Origin of the sequence: Microvirga subterranea, from assembly GCF_003350535.1 — a bacterium.
Classification (GTDB): Bacteria; Pseudomonadota; Alphaproteobacteria; order Rhizobiales; family Beijerinckiaceae; genus Microvirga; species Microvirga subterranea.
Map to the genome: position 1 here is coordinate 1 of NZ_QQBB01000006.1, position 22,678 is coordinate 22,678.

The window sequence follows — 22,678 nt, forward strand, 5'->3', positions numbered from 1 at the left end:
GTCGGGTCGTAGTAGCGGTCATCGCTGTTGGTGTTCCAGCCGTAGCCGGCGTTCACACCCACATAGAAACCCGTCCAGGTGAAAACCGGAACAGCGGCGACGACCGGGAAGTCGACCGTGCGGCCCGGAAGGTCCGCCGCGCCGGCGCCGGCGGTGAGGCCCAGGAGGGCGACGGTCGTCAGGAGGAGGGTTCTCATGTCGTGATTCCATTGAAGATCGATGCGGCGTGAGTCCTAGGGCGTTAACCTTAAGAAAGGGTAACGTAAGGTAATGAAACTTGATAATGTATCATTATCCACAGCTATTCTGTCCCTGAAACCCTTGCAAATTAACGATCCTGCGAGCTCTCGATTGTAAGCCTGTGACGCTTGTGGCGTAGTGTTCCTTATAGGAAACGAAAGCTTTCTGAGCGTGCGCCATGCATTCGATTGATCACCCCGAGAAGATCGGGATCAGTCTCTGGGACAAGGACGATCGGGGCACTGCCCTCAACGACGTGGATCGCGTCAATTTCGATTGGTACTACAATTGGGATTTCCACGCGCTCTGGGATGCCGATGCCACGCCCGAGAGGACCCATCACGTTCCAATGATCTGGGACGAGACCTTCGCGATCGAACAGATACTGGCCCAGATCAAGGCCTCCGGGGCGACGACGCTCCTCGGCTTCAACGAGCCCGACGACCTTCGTCAAGCGAACATGTCGGTGGAGCAGGCCATCGCGCTCTGGCCTCTGCTCCAGGCGACCGGCCTCCGTCTCGGATCGCCTGCAACAACCAAGAACGGCGCCCTTGGCCAGGATTCCTGGCTCGGCCGGTTCATGGCAGAGGCCGACAAGCAGGGCCTGCGAGTCGACTTCATCTCGGTCCATTACTATTCGACCGACGGGGACGTGAACGCCTTCAAGGCCTGGCTCGAGGCCGTTCACAAGCAATACAACAAGCCCATCTGGGTGACCGAATGGGTTCTGGCCGACTGGAACAACCCCGGCCGGTTCACCGCAGCGGAGCAGGCGGCTTTCGCCCGCGCCGGCTCGGAGATGATGGACGACCTGCCGTTCGTCGAAAGGCAGTCATGGTTCGCAGCCTATGAAGGCGGCGACGGATGGTATCTCAACAGCAGCCTTTTCGACGCCAACAACAATCTCACCCCGGTCGGACGCGTCTTTGCGGAATTGACCGGCCTCATCGTGGACCACGTCGTGGTCGGAGGGGCGATCAAGGGTGTCCTCGACCAGAACTATCTCACGGGCACCGCCGGGGCGGACACGATCATCGGCGGCAACGGAAACGACCAGATCTTCGGCCAGGCCGGCAACGACACCCTGAAAGGCGAGGGGGGCAACGATATTCTCGTCGGTGGCGCGGGACGCGACAAGCTCTATGGCGGCAAAGGCAAGCTGAGCCAAGATGCCTTCGTGTTCGACACCAAGCTGACCAGCAAGACCGTGGCCAACAAGCACAAGGACACGATCTACGACTTCGGACCCAAGTATGATTCGCTCTGGTTCGACGATGCGGCCTTCACGAACAAGACCATCGCCAACTACCTGAAAGGCAAGGCTCCATCGTTCGACTCGCCCGTGGCCTTGAAGGCGAGCTTCTTCCGGGTCGGCGACAAGGCCCTGGACAAGGACGACTTCTTCATCTGGAATCCGAAGACCAAGAAGCTCTATTGGGATGTCGACGGGTCGGGCTCGAAGCAGATGGTCGAGATCGCCACAATCAAGCTTCAGAAGGGGGAGGGCACGACCCTCACGCACAAGGATTTCTTCTTCGTCTGAACGGTCGTGAGCCGATCGTTCGGCACGACACGATCCTGCCTGTCGGCGCAAGGCGGCCGACAGAGCGGCCGCGCCCCGCTCCTCTTAGGCTGACAGCTTGCGGTACCAGCCGAGATCGACCTGGACCACACGGGGAGACATGTGGGCCGCGTAGACGGCGGCAGCGCCCTGAAGCTCACGATACTCGTCGGGGCCGACCTTCTCGGAGGCGGCAATCAGCCGGTCATGGAAGCGCTGCCGGGCATCCCGCAGCAGACGCAGCTTGCGGGCCTGCGGCTGCGATCCCACCTCGCGATCGACCACGAGGCACCGTGCGGCCGCATACAGGTCATCCACCGCAGCCTCGACGCCCGGGTCGCGCTTGAGAAGGCCGATCACGTCGATGAGGAGCACACGCAGATCCCGCAGGTCGGCTTGTCCGCCGTCCTCGGTCAACAGGGCAACGATCCGCTCGATCGCCGCAAGCCTTTCGTCGATCGTTTCGGCGAAGCTCTTTTCCGCCATCAGCCGTTACCTCCCGGAAACAATACGTGCCGTTCCTCGACAATGCTCGATTATGGTTAATGAATTGTTGATGGAATGACCGGAGGAGCCCGCGAAACGCCTTTCCGAGCAACGATTTTGACGGTTCCTGTGCCCGATCCCGCCGCCTGTGGAGAACGGCATCGCCCTCAGCGCATGAGGCGGGAATGCTCAATGCTGATGCAGCGGTTCATGACGACCTGGATTCCTGCCGCCTCAGCCTGCGCGGCCGCAACCGCATTCACGATGCCGAGTTGAAGCCAGAGGGCAGGGGCCCGGATGGCGATCGTGTCCGCGACGACGTCCGGGATGTATTCCGGCCGGCGAAAGACGTTCACGAGATCGACGGGCTCGCCGAGGTCCTGGAGGCGGGCGCGGAACGGTTCGCCATGCAGATTCTGTCCCAGGGCTGTCGGGTTCACGGGAATGATCCGATAGCCGGCCTGATGCAGGTAGCGGGTGACGCCAAAGCTCGGTCGCCAGGGATCGGTGCTCGCGCCGACTACGGCGATGGTTCTCGTCCGCGCAAGGATGTCGCGGAGGTAATCGGGCGGGTACGCACCGTGATCGATCGGAGCTTGGATCTGCATGGGAGGAGCCTCTCTCTCACCAATGGACGCCCGACGGGCGGGTTCCATGGACGAGGCGGGATCAAAACGGCCGGCCAGCCGGTTGTTTCCATAGAACGGCTTCTCAGAGGAGGCGGCCGGCAGGTCAGGCGATGGAGCTTTCATCCGCGTTTCAGGTGTTTCCGTCCGACAGCGAGAGGCCAGGCGCCTACGCGTCCTTCCCCTATGATCGCGATTTGGTGCGCCGTTTCCGAGAGACCTTTCCCCGGGCACGCTGGCGTGGAGCGGAGGAGCGGTGGTTCGTCCCCGGCACGACGGCGGCTCGGCGACTGCAGGTTTGGATCTCGCAGGAACTTGAGACGCTCGACCGCTACGCCGACGCCAAGGGCCGGGATGCCTTCGCGTTCGATCCGATGGCAAGCCCCTATCTCACCGTCGCTGACGACCTCCAGGTCAGGACACCCTATTCCCGCACCATCGTCGACGTGATGCGGGCCATTCCCTGGGCCTGGTGGGATTCGCACAATCGCATCTGGCGGGTTCCGTTCCGGTCCTATGAGGAGCTTCGTAGGCGCTGGCCCGAGATTGAGGAGGCCGCGCGTCGCAACGAGCCGGAGGCGCGGCGAAGGAGGCGGGAGGAGCAGGCGGGCCACGGCTCCGGCAAGCTTGAACGCGTCCAGGCCGAGCGCAGGCGTCGGCGCTATCCCGTCCCGGGCGACGATCTTCCCCCTCTGGATCGTCCCGTCACGACCTTCACCTGGGGTGTCGTCGTGTTTGAGGATATCGAGGCCGAGCCGATTACAGATGCGGCCGTACGGGAATTTTATCCGCACCTGCCGGAGGACACGGGAGGGTATGTCTGGGCCAGATGGCGACTGCCCTGGCTTCAGGAGGTTTATCGGGCAAAGCCGGCGCCGGAAGATGAAGGGGGGGACCTGCGTCCGATCAGGGGCTGGTGGCCTGCGAGCCGCGACGAACTGCAGGACCGAGCCCGCCGGCTGCGGCAGGTGGAGCGGGCCCAGCGCACCCGCGAACAGGCGAGAAAATCCCCGGCCGATGCTTGAATGCCGCCAAATGCAAAATCCGGGCCGTGGCCCGGATTCCGAACTCATCAGGTTCTGGCCGGTCGAGGCCTAGAACGGAATGTCGTCGTCGAGGTCGTTATAGCGAGAACCGGAGCTTGCCGGCTCGGGCCTGCGGTCCATCGGGGCTGATCGTCCGAAGTCGCCGCCGCTGCGGACCTGGCCCGGCTCCTCGTCCCCGTACTCGGAGGCTCCCCCGCCGCCGCGGCTGTCCAGGATCGTCAGCTCGCCCCGGAAGCGCTGCAGCACGATCTCGGTCGTGTACTTCTCCTGCCCCTGCTGGTCCTGCCACTTGCGCGTCTGCAGCTGGCCCTCAAGGTACACCTTCGAGCCCTTCTTCAGGTACTGCTCCGCCACGCGCGCCAGGTTCTCGTTGAAGATCACCACCGAGTGCCACTCGGTCTTCTCCTTGCGCTCGCCCGTGCCCTTGTCCTTCCAGGTCTCCGACGTGGCGATCCGCAGGTTCACCACCGGCTCGCCCGAGTTCAGCCGCCGCACCTCCGGGTCACGCCCCAGATTGCCCACCAGGATCACTTTGTTCACGCTGCCTGCCATAACGGCTCTCCACTTCATCTCTCCCGAGGCCGGCTGGAGCCGGCCTGTACGGGTCCGTTGACGCTCTCCTGTCCCTGGCAGGGACATCACGTAATGTTCTATATTTGTTCCGACATTTGTGCAAGAGGGAGCTTCTGACCGGCCGCCGCCGGACGCTCTTTCGTGCGACCGTGTCAATAGGTCGGCCAGAGGCCCGGCGTCGCGAGTTCCAGGAGATGGCCGTCCGGATCGCGAAAATAGATGCTCGTGCCGCCTTTCGGCCAGGTGGTGCGTCCCTCCACGTCGATGCCGTGCCGGCTGAGGTGCTCCTCCCATGGCTTGAGCTCGTCCGCAGAGATGGCGAAAGCCATGTGCGCCGGTCCGCTGCCGTCGTGCGGCGGAATGGTGCCACCCGGGAGCACGGCAGTTTCCGTCGAGCCTCCGCGCCTGAAGAGCAGGAGCACGGTTCGCGCTCCGACGTCGTAGGCGCAGAGTCGGTGGTCCGAAAAGATGGGCTTCAGCTGGAGGACGGCCTCGTAGAAGCGTCGCGCGCGCGGCAGATCGTCGACATAGAGCGCGGTCTCGAGAACCCCGTCCAACCTGGGCATGCTGAATTCTCCCTCTGCTGCACGTCCACTATCGCGCCAGAGGTTCGAAGAGACCACTGCGGACCGACAACAAAAAAGCCGTGAGGCAGGCTCACGGCTCGTTCGTCGATTGTAAATTGCGGAGACGTTACTCGGCGGCCTGCAGGTAGACGACCTTCGTCTGCTCGGCCTTAACCTCGCGCAGGGTCTTGGCCATGTACGTCAGGCGCTCGATTGCCTTTTCGAGATCCTGCTTGGCACCCTCGGTAAGATCATAGGCTTCGCGGCCGCGATAGAGGCGGTTGACCTGGCTTTCCATCTCGCCAGCCGCCTCACGGATCCGGTGCACCAGGTTGTCGGCGATCACGTCGGCATTGCTGTCGACGACGCAGAAGCCGACATTGCTTGCTCGGACTTTGGACATTCGATGAGACCTCTTCTTGTCGTTCTTCTTGCGGTTCAGGCCACAGCCCGATGCTCATGCTCGGCCACGAGGCCGAGCCGGCGCGCCAGGGCATGTTTCGTCACGGGCCCGATCCACGGAAGCGTCGCGATGAAAGCGAGCTTGTCGGGGCTCGTGAGGTATTCGTCATAGAGGCGAGCACGCTCGCTCCAGATCCTGTCGATGGCATCGGCTTTTCCGGGGTGCCGGAAACCGAGCCTTGTGGTCGAGCCGAAGTCCAGAGCCCGCATGCAGCGCTCGAAGGTGCGGCGGCCAACCGATGGGGTCACGCTCGCATGGCAGATCGTACGAATGATCTGCTCTGCGAACTCATCCGCCGTCCTGGGTGCGGAGCAGGTTTCATCCTGCACGAGGCCGAAGCCGCTCCGATCGTCGAAGCTTAAACTTGGCATTGGAGTCACCTCATGGTCCAAGCCGCCTGCAGCAGCCGAACGAGCTTCGTTCCAGTCCCTTCGAGCCGGTACGATGTCCGCCAGGCCAACGCCGTCGATCTTGCGAAGTCGGCCTGGGAGACGCTGGAGCGCGCTTTCGCGGAAAACACCCGCGCACCCTTCAGGGCGTGCTTGCGCGGACCTTTGCCATTTCCGCTAGCATCCTGATCTCTCACGGATTTTTCGCCGCGTTCCGGCTCCCATAAGATGGGGTTGGGCCCCATCGGATGCAAGGTTCGTTTCGTCAATGGAGCGGGCGGAGTGTTTCGTTTTGCTCCATGCGGCCAAGCCGAAACGTCCTGGCGGGCTAGGGTAAAGCTCTGCTCCAACTCGGCACTGGTCTCCACCTTGTAAATGGAGGCCGCCCGGGAGAATGCTTCTGCGAAAGGCCGCATGGCGCACCAGCTCTTTTCCGCCATCTGCAGGGGCCACGTCCAAAGCCCGTCGCTACGGCGATTGGCCAGGCTTTCGCGCTCGATGAAGTATCCGGTCGTCTTGTGCTCAAGTCCGCTCTCCGTCACGAGCCATTCCTCGTTCTCGAAGACCGGACGTTCCGCAACCATCGCCGTCATGTCGACACCCTTCCGGAAGCGGGCTCATCCCGCCTCATTGCCGCCAAATCTCGAATGCATCTCACGCAACTGGAACAAACCAAGAACATAACGCAAGCACCCTGCGTGTCAAGCAAAGTGTGCCGGTCAGGACTGTAATCTTGGAGTAATGACGACTATGTGGGGATGAGGAGCCAGGATTGAAGAACTCGTCTATCATCCGGCCGAAATTGAGGCGAAGGTCTCGAGCGATCTTACCGTCCAGCTTGACTGAAGCTGGGCCCTTGGAATGCAGTGGAGCTTTCTCGACATGACAAGTCTGACGCGCCTGGAATCCGACAGTCTCAGGCGGCTCGAGGAGATGCGCGCGACCTTCGAAAAGCTGCGCGCCGAGCGGATTCGCGCGGAAGGTGAGGTGGAGCGCCTGACGCGCGAGCTGGAGCAGGCTCGCGAGCTCGCCCGGGCCGAGTTCGGCACGGACGACGAGGAACGGATCCGCTCCCTGATCGAGGACGCACTGGCGCAGAATGCCAAGCTCGTCGACGAGTTCGGTGCTGCGCTGCGCGGTATCGAGGCTCGGCTGAAGCAGCTTGGGGGCGAGCGCTGATGCGCGTCGATGCCATCGATCATGAGGTCGCACGCGTTGAGGCCTCTCTCGCGCGGCTGGAAGGGCGCCGCGATGCGGTGACGGCGCGGGTCCAGGAGCTGACGCGCGAGATCGAACTCGCCAAGGGCCGCCTCGCCGTGAAGGATGAGGTCGAGGCCTTCATCGAAGCCGTGCACGGCAGCGCCAGCCGGCGCAATCTCGCGGCGTTCGAAACCCTGCTGACGGCGCTGGTGCAGGAGGTCCTGCCCGGCGAGAAGCCCGTGGCGCTCGATCTCTCGACGGAGCGCGGGCTTGCCTCGCTCGATATCTGCGTAGCCCGTCCCGACGGATCGCTCGAAGACGTGCTGGAGGACAATGGCGGCGCGCTCACCAACGTCATCGGCATGGCCCTGCGCCTGATCGCCGTCGTGAAGGCGGACGTCGCCCGCTTTCTGGCTCTCGACGAGGCGGATTGCTGGATCGCGCCCGATCGCGTCTCGTCCTTCTATCGGGTGCTCGAGGACGGCGCGGCTCGTCTCGGCGTGCAGTGCCTGGCCGTTTCGCATCACGATCTGTCGCAGTTCTCCGGTCATTTTCACATCGCCCGGATCGCAGGCGAGCCCCTCGCGGGAGTGGATGTGGTCTCGAGTGACACCGGCAGCGCCTGGAACGACGTCCAGCCCGGCCTGCGCTACATCCGGCTGGTCAATGTCCAGGCCTACCAGGATGCGATGCTGTCCCTGACACCTGGGGTGAACGCGCTGATCGGCCGGAACAACCGCGGCAAGTCGACCTTCATCCGAGCGCTGCGGGCCGTGTTCTACGGCGAGGCGCGCGACAGCCTCGTGCGCGCGGGTGCGAAATCCGCCATGGTCGAGATCGGCGTTGCCGCAGGGAGGACCCTTCGCTTCGTGCGCCAGCCCAAGCGGACGCCGGTCAACATCTGGTCCCTTCACGAACGGGACGGCTCGATCGTGGAGGAGCAGGGCATGCGCTACGAGACGGGCGGGCGCGCCGTCCCGGACTGGGTTGCGGACCTGTTCCAGATCCGGAAGGTGGAGGATCTCGACGTCCACATCGCGCATCAAAAGTTTCCGGTGTTCCTCCTGGGCGAGACCGCCTCGCGCCGCTCCGCCGTGCTGTCAATCGGACAGGAGGCGAGCTACATCCGCGACATGCTCGTCATCCACCGCGAACGCTGCGCCCGCGACAACGCCCTCGTGCGCAATGGCGAGCGGGAGCTGATCGGCCTCACCGAGACGCTGGTCGATCTCGATCAGCTCGGCGCCATCAAGGACGATGTCGCAGCCGCGCGAGGGCAGGCGTCTGCCATCAAGGCGTCCGTCGACCGTCTCGAGCGGTTGCAGGGACGGGCCGAATCCCTGGCCAGGTTGGGCGAGGCGCTTGCCAGAGCACGAGCGCGCGCCGAGGCCACCGCAGAGCTTCCCGAGCCCGAGCGGCTTGCCACGTTGGCGAGCGCTGTCGAACGCTCGCGCGAGCGGGAGCGCATCGGACGGCAGGTCCTGCGGCTGACCGAGGCCCTGTCGCGAAGCCGGTTGCGGCTCGATGCGCTCCGCTCCCTGCCGTCATCAGTTCCGGCCCTTGAAAATCCGACAGCAGCACAAAACATCCTCTCTCGGCTTTCCGACTTCCGCAGCACGGTCGCCCTAGCGCAGGGGCGGCTGGCGCAGATCGATGAGAACCTTTCAGCCGTTCAAGCCGACATGGCGCGCCTCGTCGAGGAGACCGGCGGCTTGTGCCCGACCTGCGGTTCGCCCGTGAGCGCCGAGAACCTGCTCACCCATCACGCCCATCCTCCTGTGGAACGATTGACCGCATGATCCTGACCGGACAACAGCTCGACCCCGTCTCCTGCAACGGCATCCTCGTGATCGGGGATCCGCATGTGGGCTCGCGCCGTCCCGGGCGACGCAAGGATGCGCAATGGCCGCTCCCCGTGCTCGCCAAGCTCGAACGCTGCGTCTCCATCGCCAATGAGCGGGGACTCGCCGTCGTCATCCTGGGCGACCTCTTCGACCGTCCGGTGGAAACGGACGAAGCGCTGAAGAACCAGCTCATCCGCACGCTCAAGACCTTCCGGCACCGTCCCATCGTCAATGTGGGCAATCACGACATCCAGCACACGACGCTGACCGACGGCGACACGCTGGCGCTTCTGGGCCTGTGCGATGTGGTCGACGTCGTCGCCTCATCCGCTCCCGTGGTCACGGTTCAACTCGGCGGGCGGCGGCTGGGCGTCGGCATGACGCCTTACGGTCAAGCTATTCCCACCGACGTGCGCGGCTCCTTCGCCGGCGTCGACCTCCAGGCCTGGTTCACCCACCACGACATCGCCTTCGAGGGCGGATATCCGGGAGCCGTGCCGCCCTTCGCGGTCGAGGGCTGCGACGTTCTGGTGAACGGCCATATCCACAAGACTCAGAAGGCCGTGCTGGCGGGCCGCACCCGCTGGCTCAATCCCGGCAACATCACGCGGCAGTCTGTCGATCTCGTCGATCACGTGCCGCGCGCCTGGATCCTCGATGCGGCCGGCGACCTCGAAGCGCAGCCGCTTCCGTTCGAAACCAACGTCTTCGATCTGACCGGACGCGTCGTCGATGCCGCGGACGGGTCCGTCGTTGCGCGCGAGGTCGAGAGCGCCTTCGTGACCCTGCTGCAGGCGGAGTCCCCGACGGAGTTGAAGCGAAGTGGCGACGGCTCCATCGTTCGCGACGAGATCGAGGCCAAGTTCATGCAGGACGATACGCCCGACGTGGTGCGTGCGATCGTACGCTCCCTGCTCGGTGAGGCGGTCGAGCGGCACGCCCGTTCATGAGGCTTCGGCTCTAGAAACCGAACGGGTCGGTGTAGGGCAAGCGGCGGCGGCGCACCTGCGTCTCCGGCAGGATCGGACGGCTGATGTCGACCGCGATCAATCCCTCGCAGGCCAGCGCCAGCACGGCCGCGACGCCATCCGCCGTGTTCATGACGGCGCTGGCGCAATCGACCAAGCGCATGGTGCCGTTCTCGTCGAGCTGGTGCAGGATCCGTACCCGGTCGCCCGCCGTCACCGGGGTGCGCTTGCAGGCCATGATGAGGCGAATCGTAGTGAACCGCGGCTCGGCCCGGATGCTCGCCGCGGTCTCGATGGTGAACAGACGTCCGTCGGCGGCCGCGATCCCGTGGAGCGCCGCAGCCCGCATCGGGTGCTTCGCCAGATCCTCGTCCGTCAGAACGTCCATGAGGTAGGGCGTGCCGTCCCGGACGATCTCGAAATCCGCCACGTGCGCGATCATCCCGTCGCCGATGTCGAATTCGGCGGGATCCGCTGGAGCCCTCAAGGCCTCGATTTCCGGGTCGAGCTCACAGATCGCCAGGAAGTCCGCGATCAGGCCGTTGCGCGTCACCGGAGCCCCATGGCTCCGCTGGGGCCGCCTGGATGCGGGCCGGCGGGAGGGGCGCCGGGCCGGAAGATCGAGAATGGCTTGCGCGGACATCAGTATCTCCAGCTGAATGTCGGAAAGCGAGGCCTTGCGGCGCCGCCGGAAAATTCTCAGTCAATGAAACGACAGGAACAAATATAGAACGAAAACGCGGACGTCAAATCCCCTCAAGATCCTGCGCCAGGATTCGGGGCCGGAGCCGAAAGCTTGACTTTAGGTGCACTTGAGACAAAAGGACGCGACCTCTTAAGACCTTGAAAATCAAGGTTTTGAGCGGGCGGAATACTGCCTTGCAACTGGACGTACGGCACCCGATTTGGTATAGAACAAATGACGAACGTGCCGGCCGAGCCACGATGGTTCGAGAAGAGCGCGAGACCTTCTTTTGCGGGCTCCTTTGAAAGTTGGAACCGAGATGAATACGACAGACAAGAAAATTGCCGAGGTGCTTGCGAAGTTCGGCGAACCGATGGCCGGGAACGTCTGGCGCGTCCAGGGAACGGCTGTCATCTACCACAAGGCTCTGGAGCGCGTCGCCGCTCAGGCCAAGATCCAGTTCGATGCGCCGACGATCGTCCGCGCCGAGCGGGACGAAGCAGTCATCCTGGTCACCGGTCGGATGGGCGAGCGTGTCGAGTGGTCGATCGGCGAGGCCCTGATCGGCGTGAACTACCGCGTCTCCGGCAAGCAGGCGGCCTACGTTTATGCCATGGCCGAGAAACGTGCCAAGGACCGCGTCATCCTGAAGCTCATCGAGCTGCATGGCCTCGTCTACTCCGAGGAGGAGGCCGACGAGTTCAAGAACAGCCGTCCGATGGCGGGCGATCAGCAGGTCGAGGTCGAGAAGACGGAAAAGGCCGACAAGACCAAGGTCGAGGTGGCAGCATCCGATACCTCGGTCGAAGCTGACCTGAAGCAGAAGATCACGAAGGCGAAGTCCATCAACGCCGTCACCGACCTGATGCTGCATGCCGATACGCAGAAGATCCTCAACGACCTGCCGGAAGGCGTGCGCGACGAGATCCGCGACTTCGCCAAGGCACGGCTCGTGGAGCTCGGCTGGCCGACCAAGAAGGCGGCCTGAGGCTTTTCACAACTCCCGCCGGGGCGGCGCTTCGGTGCCGCCCCGCTCTCCTGATGAGGCACGCCGCGGCGCGTGCGACCGCCGGTATCGATGCTGAGATCCTCCGCCACGGCTGCGACCGACCAAGGCGCCCTGACGCTGTCGGAGCATCTCGTCGGATCTGTCGAGCGCATCACGTTCCACAACGAGGAGACCGGCTTCTGCGTTCTGCGCGTCAAGGCGCGCGGTCACCGCAAACCTGTCACCGTGGTCGGCCACGCGGCGACCGTCGGCGTGGGCGAACTCGTAGAGGCAGGCGGGGCCTGGCTCAACGACCGCAATCACGGCGTTCAGTTTCGGGCGGATATGCTCACCACCTCCACGCCGACCACTGCCGAAGATCTCCAGCGCTATCTCGGATCCGGTCTCCTGCGCGGCGTGGGCCCATCCTGTGCGCAGCGTCTGATCGCGTCCTTCGGCACCCGCATCATCGACATCATCGAGCGGCGTCCCCACGAGATGACGCGCGTGCACGGCATCGGCATGGCCACGGCGCAGAACATCGCTGCCGCCTGGGCCGAGCATCGTGCCCTGAAGGACATCGCAGCCTTCCTGCATGCTCATGGCATTCGCGGCATTCTGCTGATGCAGATCTACCGGACTTATGGCGCGGGCGCGATCGAGATCATCTCGGCCAATCCCTACCGGCTTGCCCTGGATATTCCCGGCTTCGAGTTCGCGTTGGCGGACCAGATCGCCATGCAACTCGCCATCGAGCCTACATCCCGGGTGCGCCTTCAGGCGGGCCTCGCGAACGTGCTGGCCGAGGCCGTCAAGGACGGTCATTCGGGCCTGCCGGCCGACGAGCTCGTTCGCCAAGCAAGCCTGCTGCTCGACGTCCCGGAGGATGAGTTGAGGCCCGTGCTCGATGCGCAATGTCAGGCGGGGCTCGTCATCCCTGACGACCTCGATGGCCGTCCGGGCATTTTCCTCAAGAGCCTCTATGGGGCCGAGCACTTCATCGCGCAGCGTCTGAAGGATCTGGCCAAGGGCGTCCATCGCTGGAGCGGGCTCGACGCTGGCGATGTCGTCGCCGAAGCCGAACGGGCCATCCGCGTCTCGTATTCACCGAGCCAGCGGCAGGCACTCATGGCGGCGTGCCGGTCCAAGGTCCTGGTGGTCACCGGTGGCCCCGGCGTGGGCAAGACGACCCTGGTCCGCGGCCTCGCGCATCTCGTGGCCGAGCATGATCTGAGCATCGCGCTCTGCGCGCCGACAGGACGGGCCGCCAAGCGGCTTTCCGAGAGCACGGGCTTCCCGGCCAAGACGGTCCATCGCCTGCTGGAGGCATCCGAGGGCGGCTTTCGCCGCAACGCCAAGGCGCCGCTCGCCTGCGACCTCCTCGTGGTGGACGAGGCTTCCATGCTCGACATCCGGCTCATGGCGGCCATCGTGCGCGCCCTGCCGGACAACGCGTCCCTGCTTCTCGTGGGCGATGTCGACCAGCTTCCCTCCATAGGGCCGGGGCAGGTGCTTTCCGACATCATCATGTCGGGTGTCGTTCCGGTCGTCCGTCTGAAGGAAGTATTCCGCCAGGAGCGCGAGAGCCGCATCATCGCGGCTGCCCATGCGATCAACAGCGGCCTCGTGCCCGATGTGGATCCGAAGGCCGATTCCGACTTTTACTTCGTGGAAGCGGAAACGACCGCTGACGCCATGGCCAAGATCGCGATCCTCGTTCGCGACCGCATCCCGCGGCGGTTCGGCCTGGATCCGATACGGGACATCCAGGTGCTCTGCCCGATGAACCGGGGGCGGCTCGGGACGTACATGCTGAACGGCGAGTTGCAGCAGCTCCTCAATCCGCCCGGGCCTGACAGCATTCACCGGGCGGGCTGGATCTACGGCCCGGGCGACAAGGTCATGCAGGTGCGCAACGATTATGATCGCGACGTCTATAACGGCGAGGTCGGCATCGTTCGCGAGGTCGATCGGGACGTGGGGGAGGTTTCCGTCGCGTTCGACGATCGACTCGTGGTCTACAGCTTCAAGGAACTCGACGAGCTGGTCCTGGCCTATGCGGTGACGATCCACAAAGCGCAGGGATCCGAATATCCGGCGGTCGTCATCCCCGTCGGCTTTCGGCAGGCATCGATGCTGCGCCGCAAGCTCCTCTATACGGGGGTGACGCGGGGCAGCAGCCTCGTGGTCCTTGTCGGGAGCCGGGCGGCCCTGGAGCAGGCCGTGGCCGCCGAGGAGGATCCGCGCTGGTCAAGGCTGCAGGTGCAGCTGCAGGCCTGACACCTTTCCTGCGCGCCGGCCGGCGCCTATATTGCCTCGACGTCGTTATCGGGAGCGCTCTATGGCCCTTCATCCAGATCAGGCCGACAAACAGGAGCGGGTGCCGGGCCGCCTGCTGATCGCCGGCGCCGCCCTGTGCTTCGTTGCATCCGGTGGCCTGCTCTGGTGGCGCTATGGTGCGTCCGTGTTCAACGACCTCGTGCTGGCCGGTCTCGCCCTTTGCTTCTGAGCCGTGCGGCGCGCGATGTCCGCGCCAAGCCGTGGCTGGTCTTGTTCCAGCGGAAGGGCGCCACCGCCAGCTCCCATAGGCTTCTCCAGGCCGCGAGGCTCACGAGCACGTAATAGACCGGCAGGAGGGCGACCCAGGGCAGGAGCCGCCAGAGCCGGCGGCGCTTGAGACCCGCGATGGCCGGCAGGAACACCGCGGCAGCTCCCGTGCAAAAGAGCGTCACGCTCACGGAGAACAGGATCCTGCTCCCTTGCGAGTGCGGATCGATGAGCGCGCCCCCGCTCCACAGCAGGATGAAAAGGCCTGTGAAGACAGGATAGAGCAGAGCGCTCAGCACGGTTCCGAGTGTCACGAGGACAGCTCCTATGAAGCGCCAGAGGCCGAGCTGGCGCAGGGCCGTACCCGGATGCCGGGAGTGCACGGTGCAGGTCTGCACGAAACCCTTCATCCAGCGCGTCCGCTGGCGCATCCAGGCATTCAGCGTGATCGGCGCTTCCTCGAGGGTGGAGGAGGGCAGGTCCTCGACGCGGTAGCCCGATCTGGCGAGGCGGATCCCGAGATCCGCATCCTCGGTGACGTTCCACGCGTCCCAGCCATGGATCTGCTGCAGGATTTCCGTCCGGAAGTGGTTGGAGGTTCCGCCGAGCGCGATCGGGCCGCCGATCTCGGCCAGTCCCGGATTGAACACGTCGAACAGTGCCGCATACTCGATGGTGAACAGCCGGGTGAGCCAGGAATCGTCTGTGTTGTCGATGGTCAGACGCGCCTGAAGGCAGGCGACGTCACGCGGAAGGCGGGCGAAGGCATCGGCCGCAAGGCGCAGCTGGCCCGGATCGGGAATGTCCTCCGCATCATAGATCACGGTAAAGCGGCCCCGCGCCAGCGGCAGGGCGACGTTCAGGGCGCGCGGCTTCGTCCTCGGCAGGCCCGGCGGCGCCACGATGACCTCCACGCAGCCCGGAAGGGGAACCGATGCAAGGGCTGCCGGCGTCTCACGGTCATCCGCCTCGAGCACCAGCTTGATGTCGAGCTTGGCCGCCGGATAGTCGAGGCGGGACAGGGCCGCGACCAGTCGCCTGGCAACTCTCTTCTCCCGGTAGAGTGCGATGATGATCGTGTAGACGGGCAGGCCTGCATCAGCTCTCTTCGGGTAGTCGGTGGCCGGTCTCGCAGGGCCACCGAGAAAACATGCCGCCAGCCTCAGCACCGCCAAGCCGAGAAAGAGAGGGCTGAGCGCGGCTCCAAGGCAGGCGAGCGTCGCACTCGGTATAAGGCCGGCGCTGAAGGAGAGCAGGCAGGCTCCTGCGCAAAGCACCGCAAACTGCGATCCGGTTGCGCCGTCGCGGCTCGAAAGATCGGGCGCGTGATCGGGCAGTTCGTTCGCGCAGCGCTCGGCAACCCGGCGCGGCTGATGGCGGAGCACGGCCCGGGCCAGGAGAGATGGAGCCGTCACCGCCAATCCACCGCGGACCAGCGTGCGGTGCTGCAGGAGGCGCGACAGGACAGGCCCGCGAGGTGCGATGACGAACCCGCCTTCCGGCCCGGCCAGGGGCGCCACGCCTGTCAGAATGCTCTCGGGAAAACGGGTCTGCCGGGACAGGTGTGGCGCCGACGCGAAGGGGAGGGCCAACTCCGCCGCGAGCGCGCGATAGAAGACAGTCTCGTCGATCCAGCCGTTGCGGATGAGAAACTCGTCGGCGGACACACGGCCCAATGCCGCCAGCACTGCGGCCTCTCGCAAGGCTTCCGGCGAAAACCCGTGGTCAGCCAAAAAGCTCAGCTCAAACGGGAGAAGGCTCTGCGGGGCGGTTGACTGTCGGGCGCCGTCCGCTAGACCCTGCCTGACCTGCACAGGCGGTTGTCCGAACTCGTTCGAGGATACCGGCAAGAGGACATCAGCAGTTGAAGAAGCGATATACTGTTTCAATTCTTGCGCGGCTCGCGCAGGAGATCAAGCCCTTCTTCAGGAAGCGGTCTGCCGCTCTTCTCGCATCAATGCTTGGGGTTCTGCCCGCGGTGGCGCAGGCTCAAGGGGTCTCAATCCCGAATTTCTGGGATCCGCGAGCGCAGCTCGAGCGGCCCGATCTCACCGGAATGCGCACGGTTCGGTTCCTTGTCGACGACGATTTCCCGCCCCTGCATTTTCCCGCGCTCGACGGCACGCCCACGGGGTTCTCGGTGGAGCTGGCCCGGGCGGCCTGCGAGCGGCTGAGCTTGACCTGCACCATCCAGGTGCGCCGCTTCGACACGCTGCTCGACGCCCTGGCGGACAAGCAGGGCGACGTGGTGGCTGCCGCCATTCCCGTGACAGCGGGCCTGAGGGACCGGTTCGGCCTGACGTCGCCATATTTCAAGATTCCGGCCCGGTTCGCGGTCCGGAAGGACCGCAATCTGCCCCCGCCGGACGCGAAGACCCTCCAGGGCAAGTCGGTGGGCCTCGTCGGCGGCACCGCTCACGAAGCCTTCGCCAAGGCCTTCATGCCCGGCGCGACCCTCAAGCCGTTTCCGGAGCTCTCAGCCGCTCAGGCCGCCCTCAAGGCCGGAGAGGTCGATTACGTGTTCGCCGACGGCCTCGGCCTCGCCCTATGGATCGGCGGCGAGGATTCCGCCGGGTGCTGCGACTTCGCCGGCGGGCCCTTTCTCGAGAGCCGGTTCTTCGGCGAGGGGATCGGCTTCATCGTCCGCAAGGACGAGGACAACCTCAGGCGCGCCCTGGATTTTGCCCTCCAGCAGCTCTGGAAGGAGGGCAAATATGCCGAGCTCTACCTGCGCTTCTTCCCCATCAGCCCCTATTAGGCCGCATTGACCCTCGCAGCTTCGGTCCGTACAGCACTCCTGATAAGCCGGTGTTTCCCGAAGCGATTGCCAATTTCCACGATCCTGAATTCGCTCTAGGGTGCGCCCTCATTTCAATCACTCTGGTCCCATGTCTCAGCCCCTGTCCCTCGACCCCGCCCTCATCGACGCCGCCCAGTCCGCGAATGCCTGGCCTTTCGAGGAGGCGCGCAAGCTCGTCGAGCGGCTGAAACGGACGGGCAAGCAGGAGGCCTTGTTCGAGACCGGCTACGGCCCGTCCGGCCTGCCGCATATCGGCACCTTCGGGGAGGTAGCCCGCACCAGCATGGTCCGGCACGCCTTTCGGATCCTGACCGGGGATGCCATCCCGACGCGCCTCGTCGCCTTCTCGGACGACATGGACGGCCTGCGGAAGGTGCCGGACAACATCCCGAACAAGGAGGTCGTGGCAGCCGCCCTCGGCAAGCCCCTGACCCAGGTGCCGGATCCCTTCGGGACCCATGCGAGCTTCGCCCACCACAACAATGCGCGCCTGCGGGAATTCCTCGACGCCTTCGGCTTCGACTACGAGTTCCTCTCGGCGACCGAGTGCTACAAGGCCGGCCGGTTCGACAAGACCCTGCTGACGGTGCTCGAGCGCTACGACGCCGTCATGGCGATCATGCTGCCGTCGCTGCGCGAGGAGCGGCAGCAATCCTACTCGCCGTTCCTGCCGATCCATCCGAAGACCGGGATCGTCATGCAGGTGCCGATCGACGAGCGCAAGCTCGATGCCGGCACCATCGTGTGGCGCGATCCCGAAACCGGCGAGCGGTTCGAGACGCCTGTCACGGGCGGCCATGCCAAGCTGCAATGGAAGCCGGACTGGGCCATGCGGTGGGTCGCGCTCGGCGTCGACTACGAAATGGCCGGCAAGGACCTGATCGACAGCGTGAAACTCTCGGGCCAGATCGCAACGGCTCTCGGCGGCCTGCCGCCGGAGGGCTTCAACTACGAGCTCTTCCTCGACGAGAAGGGCCAGAAGATCTCCAAGTCCAAGGGCAACGGCCTCACGATCGACGAGTGGCTCGCCTACGGCACGCCGGACAGCCTCGCGCTCTTCATGTACAACAAGCCGCGTGAGGCGAAGCGGCTGTTCTTCGACGTGATCCCGCGCCAGGTCGACGACTACCTGACCTTCCTGGAGAAGTATCCGAACCAAGACGTGCGCATGCGCCTGATGAACCCGGTCTGGCACCTCCATGCGGGCAATCCGCCGGCGCCGGAGCTGGTCTCGTCGGCCGGCAGCAACCAGCCCGGCACGACGATCTCGTTCTCGATGCTGCTCAACCTCGTGGCGGTCGCGAACTCCGAGGATCCCGGGGTGCTCTGGGGCTTCATCCGCCGCTATGCGCCGGGCGTCTCGCCCGAGACGCATCCGCGTCTCGACAGCCTCGTGGCGCGCGCCGTGCGCTACTTCGAGGACTTCGTGAAGCCGCAGAAGACCTATCGTCTGCCCGACGACGTCGAGGCGGCGTCGCTGCGCCGTCTCTCGGACGTGCTGGCCCCGTTCGAGGCGGGCGACCGGCCTGCGACGGCGGAAGCGATCCAGGACGAGATCTACAATGTCGGCCGCGCCGAGCCGCGCTACCAGGACTTCAAGGCCAAGGGCGCCACGCCCGAGCGTCCGGGCGTCTCGATCGAATGGTTCAACACGATCTATCAGGTGCTGCTGGGCGAGCCGCGCGGTCCGCGCTTCGGGTCGTTCGTGGCTCTCTACGGCGTCAAGGAAACGCGGGCGCTGATCGAGAAGGCGCTCGCCGGCCAGCTCGTCAGCGAGCACGAGGCCTTCCTGAAGGAGAAGGCGACGGGGCGCGCGGCCTGAGGATTACTGGCGCGCCCACATGATCCTGCCGACCCAGGAGATCTCCTCGGTCGGGATGGCACGCTCCTCGCTTCCCTCGATGAGGGAGGCGAGTTCGAGGGTCTTCGCCGAGCGGCGTCGCAACTCCCGGGCCAGAACCTCGCCGCCGGTGGTGCGAACGACGACCCGGTCGCCTTTGCGAATGCTCGCCGTCGGCGAGATGATGAGCACGTCTCCGTCCCGGTAGAGGGGAGCCATGCTGTCGCCGGTGACTTCGAGGGCGAAGACCTTCTCCTGGCCGAAATCCGGAAAGTCGATCTCGTCCCATCCCGGACCGCCGGTCGGGTGTCCCTCGTCGGTGAAGAACTTTCCCGCACCCGCCACCTGGGTCATGCTGATGAGCGGGATCATCGAGCGGCGCAGCGATCCGCTCGGCTCCACGAGACGCAGGAAATCCTCGAGCGTCGCGCCGGTGGCGCGCAGGATCTTGGCGATCGACTCCGTGGAAGGCCAGCGGTCCCGGCCTTCCGGACTTGTGCGCTTCGATTTGTTGAAGCTCGTCGCATCGAGACCGGCCTTGCGAGCCAAACCCGACGCGGTCATGCCGTGGCGTGCGGCCAGCGCATCGATAGCAGCCCAAACGCGGTCGTGAGACAACATGTGATGAACCTTCGCAAAACGCGAAAAAACTTACTGAAACCGAACCTATGATTAGGAATTAAGGTTGTTCTATGGCTCAGCCTGATCGCCTTCTTCCTTGATCACAGGCGATTCACATTCGGGTTGCTCCTTAAGCGTCGCACAGCTACTCAAACCCTCATGAAAATCATCTTTAAGATATGTCCCGAACCGCTCTGGCGGGAGGCCGAGAAGGCCGGAATCTTTGAGGGCGCCCCCATCGACATTATTGATGGGTACCTCCATTTCTCGACGGCACAACAGGTGAGGGAAACGGCGTCTCGCCACTTCGCAGGCCAGCGCGATCTGCTGCTCGTCGCGATCGATGGCGATCGACTCGGTGACGATCTGCGCTACGAGCCGTCGCGTGGCGGCGACCTATTCCCGCATCTCTACGCAGCCCTTCCGATGTCGGCCGTGTTGTGGGTCAGGCCGCTTCCCCTGGGCGACGATGGTCTGCACGTTTTTCCGGATCTGGAACAATGATCAGTTCGCTCTTTCCGCTGGCGAAGCCGGTTCTGCATGCGCTCGATCCGGAGACCGCCCATCAGCTGACGATCCGCGCCCTGTCCCTCATGCCGATGAACGCAGGCCCGAAGGACGATGCTCGTCTCTCGGTCGATCTGTTCGGAAGGACGTTTCCCAACCCCATCGGCCTCGCGGCGGGCTTCGACAAGCAATGCGAAGTGCCCGATCAGCTCCTGTCGCTCGGCTTCGGCTTCGTCGAACTTGGCGGCGTCGTGCCGAAGGCCCAGGCCGGCAATCCGCGTCCGCGGCTTTTCCGCCTGACGCGGGACGAGGCGATCATCAATCGCTTCGGTCTCAACAGCGACGGGCTGGAGGCCGCACGGAAGCGCCTGCAGCAGCGGCAAGGCCGCTCCGGAATCGTCGGCGTGAACATCGGAGCCAACAAGGATTCGACCGACCGCATTGCCGACTATGTCACATGCGTGCGGGGCCTGTGCGGCCTCGTCGACTTTCTGACGATCAACGTCTCCTCCCCGAACACGCCGGGGCTGCGCGACCTCCAGGGCGAGGCCTTCCTCGACGATCTTCTGGCGCGTTGCGTCGAAGCACGCGATGCCGCCGACCACGGGCAGCGGAAGACCACGATCGTTCTGAAGATCGCGCCCGACATGACGCTCGAGTCGCTGGACGCCATCGTGGCGACGGCGCTGAAACGCGGCATCGACGGGCTGACGGTTTCCAACACGACCGTCGCCCGTCCGGAGAGCCTGAGGGAGAAGGCGCTCGCGGGCGAGACCGGCGGGCTGTCGGGCAAGCCGCTCTTCGCTCCGTCCACACGCCTGCTGGCCGAGACGTTCCTGCGCGTCGAGCGCAGGATTCCGCTCATCGGCGTCGGCGGCGTCGACTCCGCCGACGCCGCATGGGCGAAGATCCGTGCAGGCGCAAGCCTGGTCCAGCTCTATTCCGCCATGGTCTACAAGGGGCCGGGTCTCGTCGGTGAGATCAAGCGCGGTCTGGTCGAAAGGTTGGCGCGGGAGAAGACGTCCCTGGCGGAGGCCGTCGGGCGGGACGCCGCGTCGCTGGCGAAGGGTCTCTGAAACGGGAAGAGGCGATCACGTGGCCTGCGGGAAGGTTCGCCGCGTGAGCCTCGCGCTCAAGACCGCCTGGCCGAGTCCTCTGGTGCCCAGGAACACCAGCAGCGCGATCCACAGAGCCGTGTTGCCCAGGCTGCCGGCCGCGAGCAGCACCAGCGCATAGGCCGCGAAGGCCGCGACCATCAGGTCCCGCATGGCCTTGGTCCAGGTGGCGCCCGTATAGATGCCGTCGTAGGCGAAGGCGGCGGCGCCGACGAGGGGCGTCAGCGCGGCGAAGACCAGATACTCCCGCGCATAGGCACGCACCTCCGGACTCGTGGTCACGAAGTCGATGAAGAGGCCTCCGCCGACGAGGAACAGTCCCGAGACCGCGAGCCCGAACCCGATGCTCCAGCCCAGGCTCAGGGAAATGGCGCGGCGGAAGCCGCGCTCGTCGCGGGCGCCGACGCTCTGGCCGCAGAGTGTCTCGGCGGCGGTCGCGAAGCCGTCGAGGAAATAGCCGCCGATCAGGAACATGTTGTAGAGCACCGCATTGGCCGCGAGCGTCACGTCGCCGTTCCGTGCCCCCATGGCGCTGAAGATCGAGAAGGCGAGGATCAGCGCCACGTTGCGGATCATGATGTCCCGGTTGACCGCCATGGTCTGGATCATGGCGGCCTTGTCGAGGACCTCGCTCCAGGCGACCGCGAACGGATTAGAACCGAGCCGCCGCAGAACCACGATGCCGAGGCCGACGCCCAGCGCCTCCGCCACCGCCGTGCCGATGGCGGCGCCGGCGACGCCATACCCGAACCCGATCACGAGCAGGGTCGTGAGCAGGATGTTGAACACATTGATTGCGACCTGGAGCAGGAGGCCGAGATCGGTCCGGCCCCGCCCCAGGGTCGAGCCGAGGATCACGTAGTTGGCGAGCGTGAAGGGGGCGGCCCAGATGCGGACGAAGAAGTAGGTCGAGAGGGCGCCCGTCACCGCCTCGCTGGCGCCGGCAAGCGAGAACGCCACCGTCGCGATGGGCCATTGCAGCAGGATCAGCAGCAGGCCGACCGCGACGGCCACCAGGAGAGCGCGGGCGAGCGTGCAGTCGACCTGGTGCCGGTCGCCGGCGCCTGTCGCCTGGGCGGTCAGGCCGGCGGTCGCCATGCGGAGCGATCCGAAGCTCCAGAACACGAAGTCGAAGATGACGGCCCCGAGGGCGACGGCTCCAAGCAGGTGAGCCTCGCCGAGGCGTCCGATCACCGTCGCGTCGACGAGTCCGAGGAGCGGCGTCGTGACGTGCGACAGGGTCATCGGCAGCGCCAGCGCCAGCATGCGCCGGTGCGTGACGTCGATCCGCCGGGCGGAGAGGGAACCGTCCATGATGTTTCTCGCGAAGGTCAGCGCCGGCTGAAGAAGCGGGAGATGAGCCAGAGCGGCACGACGATGACGGCCCCGTAGAGGATCCAGAGCCCGACCTCCTTGACGGTGTCGAGGCTGAGATCGAAGACGGACCTGATCCAGTTGAACAGCCCCTCGATCAGCCCGAACGGCGTGATGTCGAGAAAGGCCATGAAGGCGCCGACCAGGAGGGACAGGAAGATCAGCTTGGCCAGCACCGAGCCGGGCGACCCACCGATGAAACGGTTCATGTTGGACATTCCTTCATCCTCGTCGAAAGG

At 65.0% G+C, this 22,678-nt stretch carries 24 protein-coding genes and 1 pseudogene; 12 read left to right on the forward strand and 13 right to left on the reverse strand.

The features are described from left to right. Positions 1-197 (reverse strand): annotated as a pseudogene (locus tag DES45_RS15490) (porin family protein); the annotation flags it as partial. 221 nt (positions 198-418) lie between these two features. On the opposite strand from DES45_RS15490, the gene DES45_RS26090 reads away from it, so the two are divergent. Further along, positions 419-1,783, forward strand: a complete 1,365-nt coding sequence (locus tag DES45_RS26090) for a glycosyl hydrolase (protein ID WP_281024092.1) — start codon at positions 419-421, stop codon at positions 1,781-1,783. A gap of 84 nt (positions 1,784-1,867) precedes the next feature. Here the strand turns inward: DES45_RS26090 and DES45_RS15505 are convergent, their stop codons facing one another. Together DES45_RS15505 and DES45_RS15510 are read right to left on the reverse strand one after the other, a co-directional pair. After that, positions 1,868-2,287, reverse strand: a complete 420-nt coding sequence (locus DES45_RS15505) for a hypothetical protein (protein ID WP_114770941.1) — start codon at positions 2,285-2,287, stop codon at positions 1,868-1,870. A gap of 167 nt (positions 2,288-2,454) precedes the next feature. Then, positions 2,455-2,895, reverse strand: a complete 441-nt coding sequence (locus tag DES45_RS15510) for a CoA-binding protein (RefSeq protein ID WP_210271863.1) — start codon at positions 2,893-2,895, stop codon at positions 2,455-2,457. 131 nt (positions 2,896-3,026) lie between these two features. On the opposite strand from DES45_RS15510, the gene DES45_RS15515 reads away from it, so the two are divergent. Next, the gene (locus DES45_RS15515; protein WP_114770942.1) at positions 3,027-3,938 is read left to right on the forward strand and encodes a hypothetical protein; all 912 of its coding nucleotides are present in this window, start codon (positions 3,027-3,029) and stop codon (positions 3,936-3,938) included. 69 nt (positions 3,939-4,007) lie between these two features. Here DES45_RS15515 and DES45_RS15520 read toward each other — a convergent pair whose 3' ends face one another. From DES45_RS15520 to DES45_RS15540, 5 genes are all read right to left on the reverse strand, one after another. Then, positions 4,008-4,511 (reverse strand): single-stranded DNA-binding protein, encoded by a 504-nt coding sequence (locus DES45_RS15520; RefSeq protein ID WP_114770943.1) that lies wholly within the window; start codon positions 4,509-4,511, stop codon positions 4,008-4,010. A 173-nt stretch (positions 4,512-4,684) separates the two neighbouring features. Next, on the reverse strand, positions 4,685-5,098 hold the full coding sequence (locus DES45_RS15525; protein WP_114770944.1) for a VOC family protein: 414 nt from the start codon (positions 5,096-5,098) through the stop codon (positions 4,685-4,687). 127 nt (positions 5,099-5,225) lie between these two features. Then, positions 5,226-5,501, reverse strand: coding sequence for a hypothetical protein (locus DES45_RS15530; protein WP_114770945.1), 276 nt, complete (start codon positions 5,499-5,501; stop codon positions 5,226-5,228). Positions 5,502-5,536: 35 nt separating this feature from the next. Beyond that, positions 5,537-5,932, reverse strand: a complete 396-nt coding sequence (locus DES45_RS15535) for a hypothetical protein (protein ID WP_114770946.1) — start codon at positions 5,930-5,932, stop codon at positions 5,537-5,539. Positions 5,933-5,937: 5 nt separating this feature from the next. Then, the gene (locus DES45_RS15540; protein ID WP_114770947.1) at positions 5,938-6,543 is read right to left on the reverse strand and encodes a hypothetical protein; all 606 of its coding nucleotides are present in this window, start codon (positions 6,541-6,543) and stop codon (positions 5,938-5,940) included. Positions 6,544-6,832: 289 nt separating this feature from the next. Between DES45_RS15540 and DES45_RS15545 the strand changes: the two genes are divergently transcribed. Genes DES45_RS15545 through DES45_RS15555 form a run of 3 tightly spaced genes read left to right on the forward strand, consistent with a single transcriptional unit; the run spans position 6,833 to position 9,944 of the window. Then, complete coding sequence (locus DES45_RS15545) at positions 6,833-7,129, forward strand: hypothetical protein (protein ID WP_114771291.1); 297 nt, start codon at positions 6,833-6,835, stop codon at positions 7,127-7,129. Further along, complete coding sequence (locus DES45_RS15550) at positions 7,129-8,949, forward strand: AAA family ATPase (protein WP_114770948.1); 1,821 nt, start codon at positions 7,129-7,131, stop codon at positions 8,947-8,949. The genes DES45_RS15545 and DES45_RS15550 overlap by 1 nt, the downstream gene beginning before the upstream one ends. Beyond that, positions 8,946-9,944 carry a metallophosphoesterase family protein gene (locus DES45_RS15555; protein WP_114770949.1) on the forward strand — a complete coding sequence of 333 codons (999 nt, stop codon included), beginning with the start codon at positions 8,946-8,948 and terminating at the stop codon, positions 9,942-9,944. Before DES45_RS15550 ends, DES45_RS15555 begins: the two co-directional genes overlap by 4 nt. A 10-nt stretch (positions 9,945-9,954) precedes the next feature. Here DES45_RS15555 and DES45_RS15560 read toward each other — a convergent pair whose 3' ends face one another. Next, complete coding sequence (locus tag DES45_RS15560; RefSeq protein WP_114770950.1) at positions 9,955-10,605, reverse strand: hypothetical protein; 651 nt, start codon at positions 10,603-10,605, stop codon at positions 9,955-9,957. A 361-nt stretch (positions 10,606-10,966) separates the two neighbouring features. Here DES45_RS15560 and DES45_RS15565 point away from each other — a divergent pair, with 361 nt between their 5' ends. The 3 genes from DES45_RS15565 (at position 10,967) to DES45_RS25195 (ending at position 14,144) form a co-directional block, all read left to right on the forward strand. Then, positions 10,967-11,635, forward strand: a complete 669-nt coding sequence (locus DES45_RS15565) for a trna delta -isopentenylpyrophosphate transferase (protein WP_114770951.1) — start codon at positions 10,967-10,969, stop codon at positions 11,633-11,635. 90 nt (positions 11,636-11,725) lie between these two features. Continuing rightward, positions 11,726-13,915, forward strand: a complete 2,190-nt coding sequence (gene recD2 / locus DES45_RS15570; protein ID WP_114770952.1) for an SF1B family DNA helicase RecD2 — start codon at positions 11,726-11,728, stop codon at positions 13,913-13,915. A gap of 61 nt (positions 13,916-13,976) precedes the next feature. Then, on the forward strand, positions 13,977-14,144 hold the full coding sequence (locus DES45_RS25195; protein WP_170151527.1) for a hypothetical protein: 168 nt from the start codon (positions 13,977-13,979) through the stop codon (positions 14,142-14,144). Here the strand turns inward: DES45_RS25195 and DES45_RS15575 are convergent. Next, positions 14,104-15,870, reverse strand: a complete 1,767-nt coding sequence (locus DES45_RS15575) for a glycosyltransferase (RefSeq protein WP_245571743.1) — start codon at positions 15,868-15,870, stop codon at positions 14,104-14,106. The two genes, DES45_RS25195 and DES45_RS15575, sit on opposite strands and share 41 nt — an antisense overlap. Before the next feature lie 269 nt (positions 15,871-16,139). Here DES45_RS15575 and DES45_RS15580 point away from each other — a divergent pair, with 269 nt between their 5' ends. Both DES45_RS15580 and DES45_RS15585 read left to right on the forward strand, forming a co-directional pair. Continuing rightward, the gene (locus DES45_RS15580; RefSeq protein WP_114771292.1) at positions 16,140-16,940 is read left to right on the forward strand and encodes a transporter substrate-binding domain-containing protein; all 801 of its coding nucleotides are present in this window, start codon (positions 16,140-16,142) and stop codon (positions 16,938-16,940) included. Positions 16,941-17,070: 130 nt separating this feature from the next. Further along, on the forward strand, positions 17,071-18,804 hold the full coding sequence (locus tag DES45_RS15585) for a lysine--tRNA ligase (RefSeq protein ID WP_114770954.1): 1,734 nt from the start codon (positions 17,071-17,073) through the stop codon (positions 18,802-18,804). A 3-nt stretch (positions 18,805-18,807) separates the two neighbouring features. Here DES45_RS15585 and DES45_RS15590 read toward each other — a convergent pair whose 3' ends face one another. Then, entirely contained in the window at positions 18,808-19,443 is a 636-nt protein-coding gene (locus DES45_RS15590) for a S24 family peptidase (protein WP_114770955.1), read from the reverse strand. A gap of 159 nt (positions 19,444-19,602) precedes the next feature. Between DES45_RS15590 and DES45_RS15595 the strand changes: the two genes are divergently transcribed. Together DES45_RS15595 and DES45_RS15600 are read left to right on the forward strand one after the other, a co-directional pair. Beyond that, entirely contained in the window at positions 19,603-19,947 is a 345-nt protein-coding gene (locus DES45_RS15595) for a DUF952 domain-containing protein (RefSeq protein ID WP_114770956.1), read from the forward strand. Then, complete coding sequence (locus tag DES45_RS15600; protein WP_114770957.1) at positions 19,944-21,026, forward strand: quinone-dependent dihydroorotate dehydrogenase; 1,083 nt, start codon at positions 19,944-19,946, stop codon at positions 21,024-21,026. Before DES45_RS15595 ends, DES45_RS15600 begins: the two co-directional genes overlap by 4 nt. Before the next feature lie 15 nt (positions 21,027-21,041). On the opposite strand, the gene DES45_RS15605 is transcribed toward DES45_RS15600, so the two are convergent. After that, positions 21,042-22,379, reverse strand: coding sequence for an MATE family efflux transporter (locus DES45_RS15605; protein WP_114770958.1), 1,338 nt, complete (start codon positions 22,377-22,379; stop codon positions 21,042-21,044). Between the two features lie 17 nt (positions 22,380-22,396). Beyond that, the gene (locus DES45_RS15610) at positions 22,397-22,648 is read right to left on the reverse strand and encodes a DUF6460 domain-containing protein (protein ID WP_245571744.1); all 252 of its coding nucleotides are present in this window, start codon (positions 22,646-22,648) and stop codon (positions 22,397-22,399) included. Between the last annotated feature and the right edge of the window lie 30 nt (positions 22,649-22,678).

Bases quoted from the DNA above. Each gene is read 5' to 3' on its own strand.
- DES45_RS26090 (WP_281024092.1), top strand. From the start codon at position 419: ATGCATTCGATTGATCACCCCGAGAAGATCGGGATCAGTCTCTGGGAC.
- DES45_RS15505 (WP_114770941.1), bottom strand. From the start codon at position 2,287: ATGGCGGAAAAGAGCTTCGCCGAAACGATCGACGAAAGGCTTGCGGCG.
- DES45_RS15510 (WP_210271863.1), bottom strand. From the start codon at position 2,895: ATGCAGATCCAAGCTCCGATCGATCACGGTGCGTACCCGCCCGATTAC.
- DES45_RS15515 (WP_114770942.1), top strand. From the start codon at position 3,027: ATGGAGCTTTCATCCGCGTTTCAGGTGTTTCCGTCCGACAGCGAGAGG.
- DES45_RS15520 (WP_114770943.1), bottom strand. From the start codon at position 4,511: ATGGCAGGCAGCGTGAACAAAGTGATCCTGGTGGGCAATCTGGGGCGT.
- DES45_RS15525 (WP_114770944.1), bottom strand. From the start codon at position 5,098: ATGCCCAGGTTGGACGGGGTTCTCGAGACCGCGCTCTATGTCGACGAT.
- DES45_RS15530 (WP_114770945.1), bottom strand. From the start codon at position 5,501: ATGTCCAAAGTCCGAGCAAGCAATGTCGGCTTCTGCGTCGTCGACAGC.
- DES45_RS15535 (WP_114770946.1), bottom strand. From the start codon at position 5,932: ATGCCAAGTTTAAGCTTCGACGATCGGAGCGGCTTCGGCCTCGTGCAG.
- DES45_RS15540 (WP_114770947.1), bottom strand. From the start codon at position 6,543: ATGACGGCGATGGTTGCGGAACGTCCGGTCTTCGAGAACGAGGAATGG.
- DES45_RS15545 (WP_114771291.1), top strand. From the start codon at position 6,833: ATGACAAGTCTGACGCGCCTGGAATCCGACAGTCTCAGGCGGCTCGAG.
- DES45_RS15550 (WP_114770948.1), top strand. From the start codon at position 7,129: ATGCGCGTCGATGCCATCGATCATGAGGTCGCACGCGTTGAGGCCTCT.
- DES45_RS15555 (WP_114770949.1), top strand. From the start codon at position 8,946: ATGATCCTGACCGGACAACAGCTCGACCCCGTCTCCTGCAACGGCATC.
- DES45_RS15560 (WP_114770950.1), bottom strand. From the start codon at position 10,605: ATGTCCGCGCAAGCCATTCTCGATCTTCCGGCCCGGCGCCCCTCCCGC.
- DES45_RS15565 (WP_114770951.1), top strand. From the start codon at position 10,967: ATGAATACGACAGACAAGAAAATTGCCGAGGTGCTTGCGAAGTTCGGC.
- recD2 (WP_114770952.1), top strand. From the start codon at position 11,726: ATGCTGAGATCCTCCGCCACGGCTGCGACCGACCAAGGCGCCCTGACG.
- DES45_RS25195 (WP_170151527.1), top strand. From the start codon at position 13,977: ATGGCCCTTCATCCAGATCAGGCCGACAAACAGGAGCGGGTGCCGGGC.
- DES45_RS15580 (WP_114771292.1), top strand. From the start codon at position 16,140: ATGCTTGGGGTTCTGCCCGCGGTGGCGCAGGCTCAAGGGGTCTCAATC.
- DES45_RS15585 (WP_114770954.1), top strand. From the start codon at position 17,071: ATGTCTCAGCCCCTGTCCCTCGACCCCGCCCTCATCGACGCCGCCCAG.
- DES45_RS15590 (WP_114770955.1), bottom strand. From the start codon at position 19,443: ATGTTGTCTCACGACCGCGTTTGGGCTGCTATCGATGCGCTGGCCGCA.
- DES45_RS15595 (WP_114770956.1), top strand. From the start codon at position 19,603: ATGAAAATCATCTTTAAGATATGTCCCGAACCGCTCTGGCGGGAGGCC.
- DES45_RS15600 (WP_114770957.1), top strand. From the start codon at position 19,944: ATGATCAGTTCGCTCTTTCCGCTGGCGAAGCCGGTTCTGCATGCGCTC.
- DES45_RS15605 (WP_114770958.1), bottom strand. From the start codon at position 22,379: ATGGACGGTTCCCTCTCCGCCCGGCGGATCGACGTCACGCACCGGCGC.
- DES45_RS15610 (WP_245571744.1), bottom strand. From the start codon at position 22,648: ATGAACCGTTTCATCGGTGGGTCGCCCGGCTCGGTGCTGGCCAAGCTG.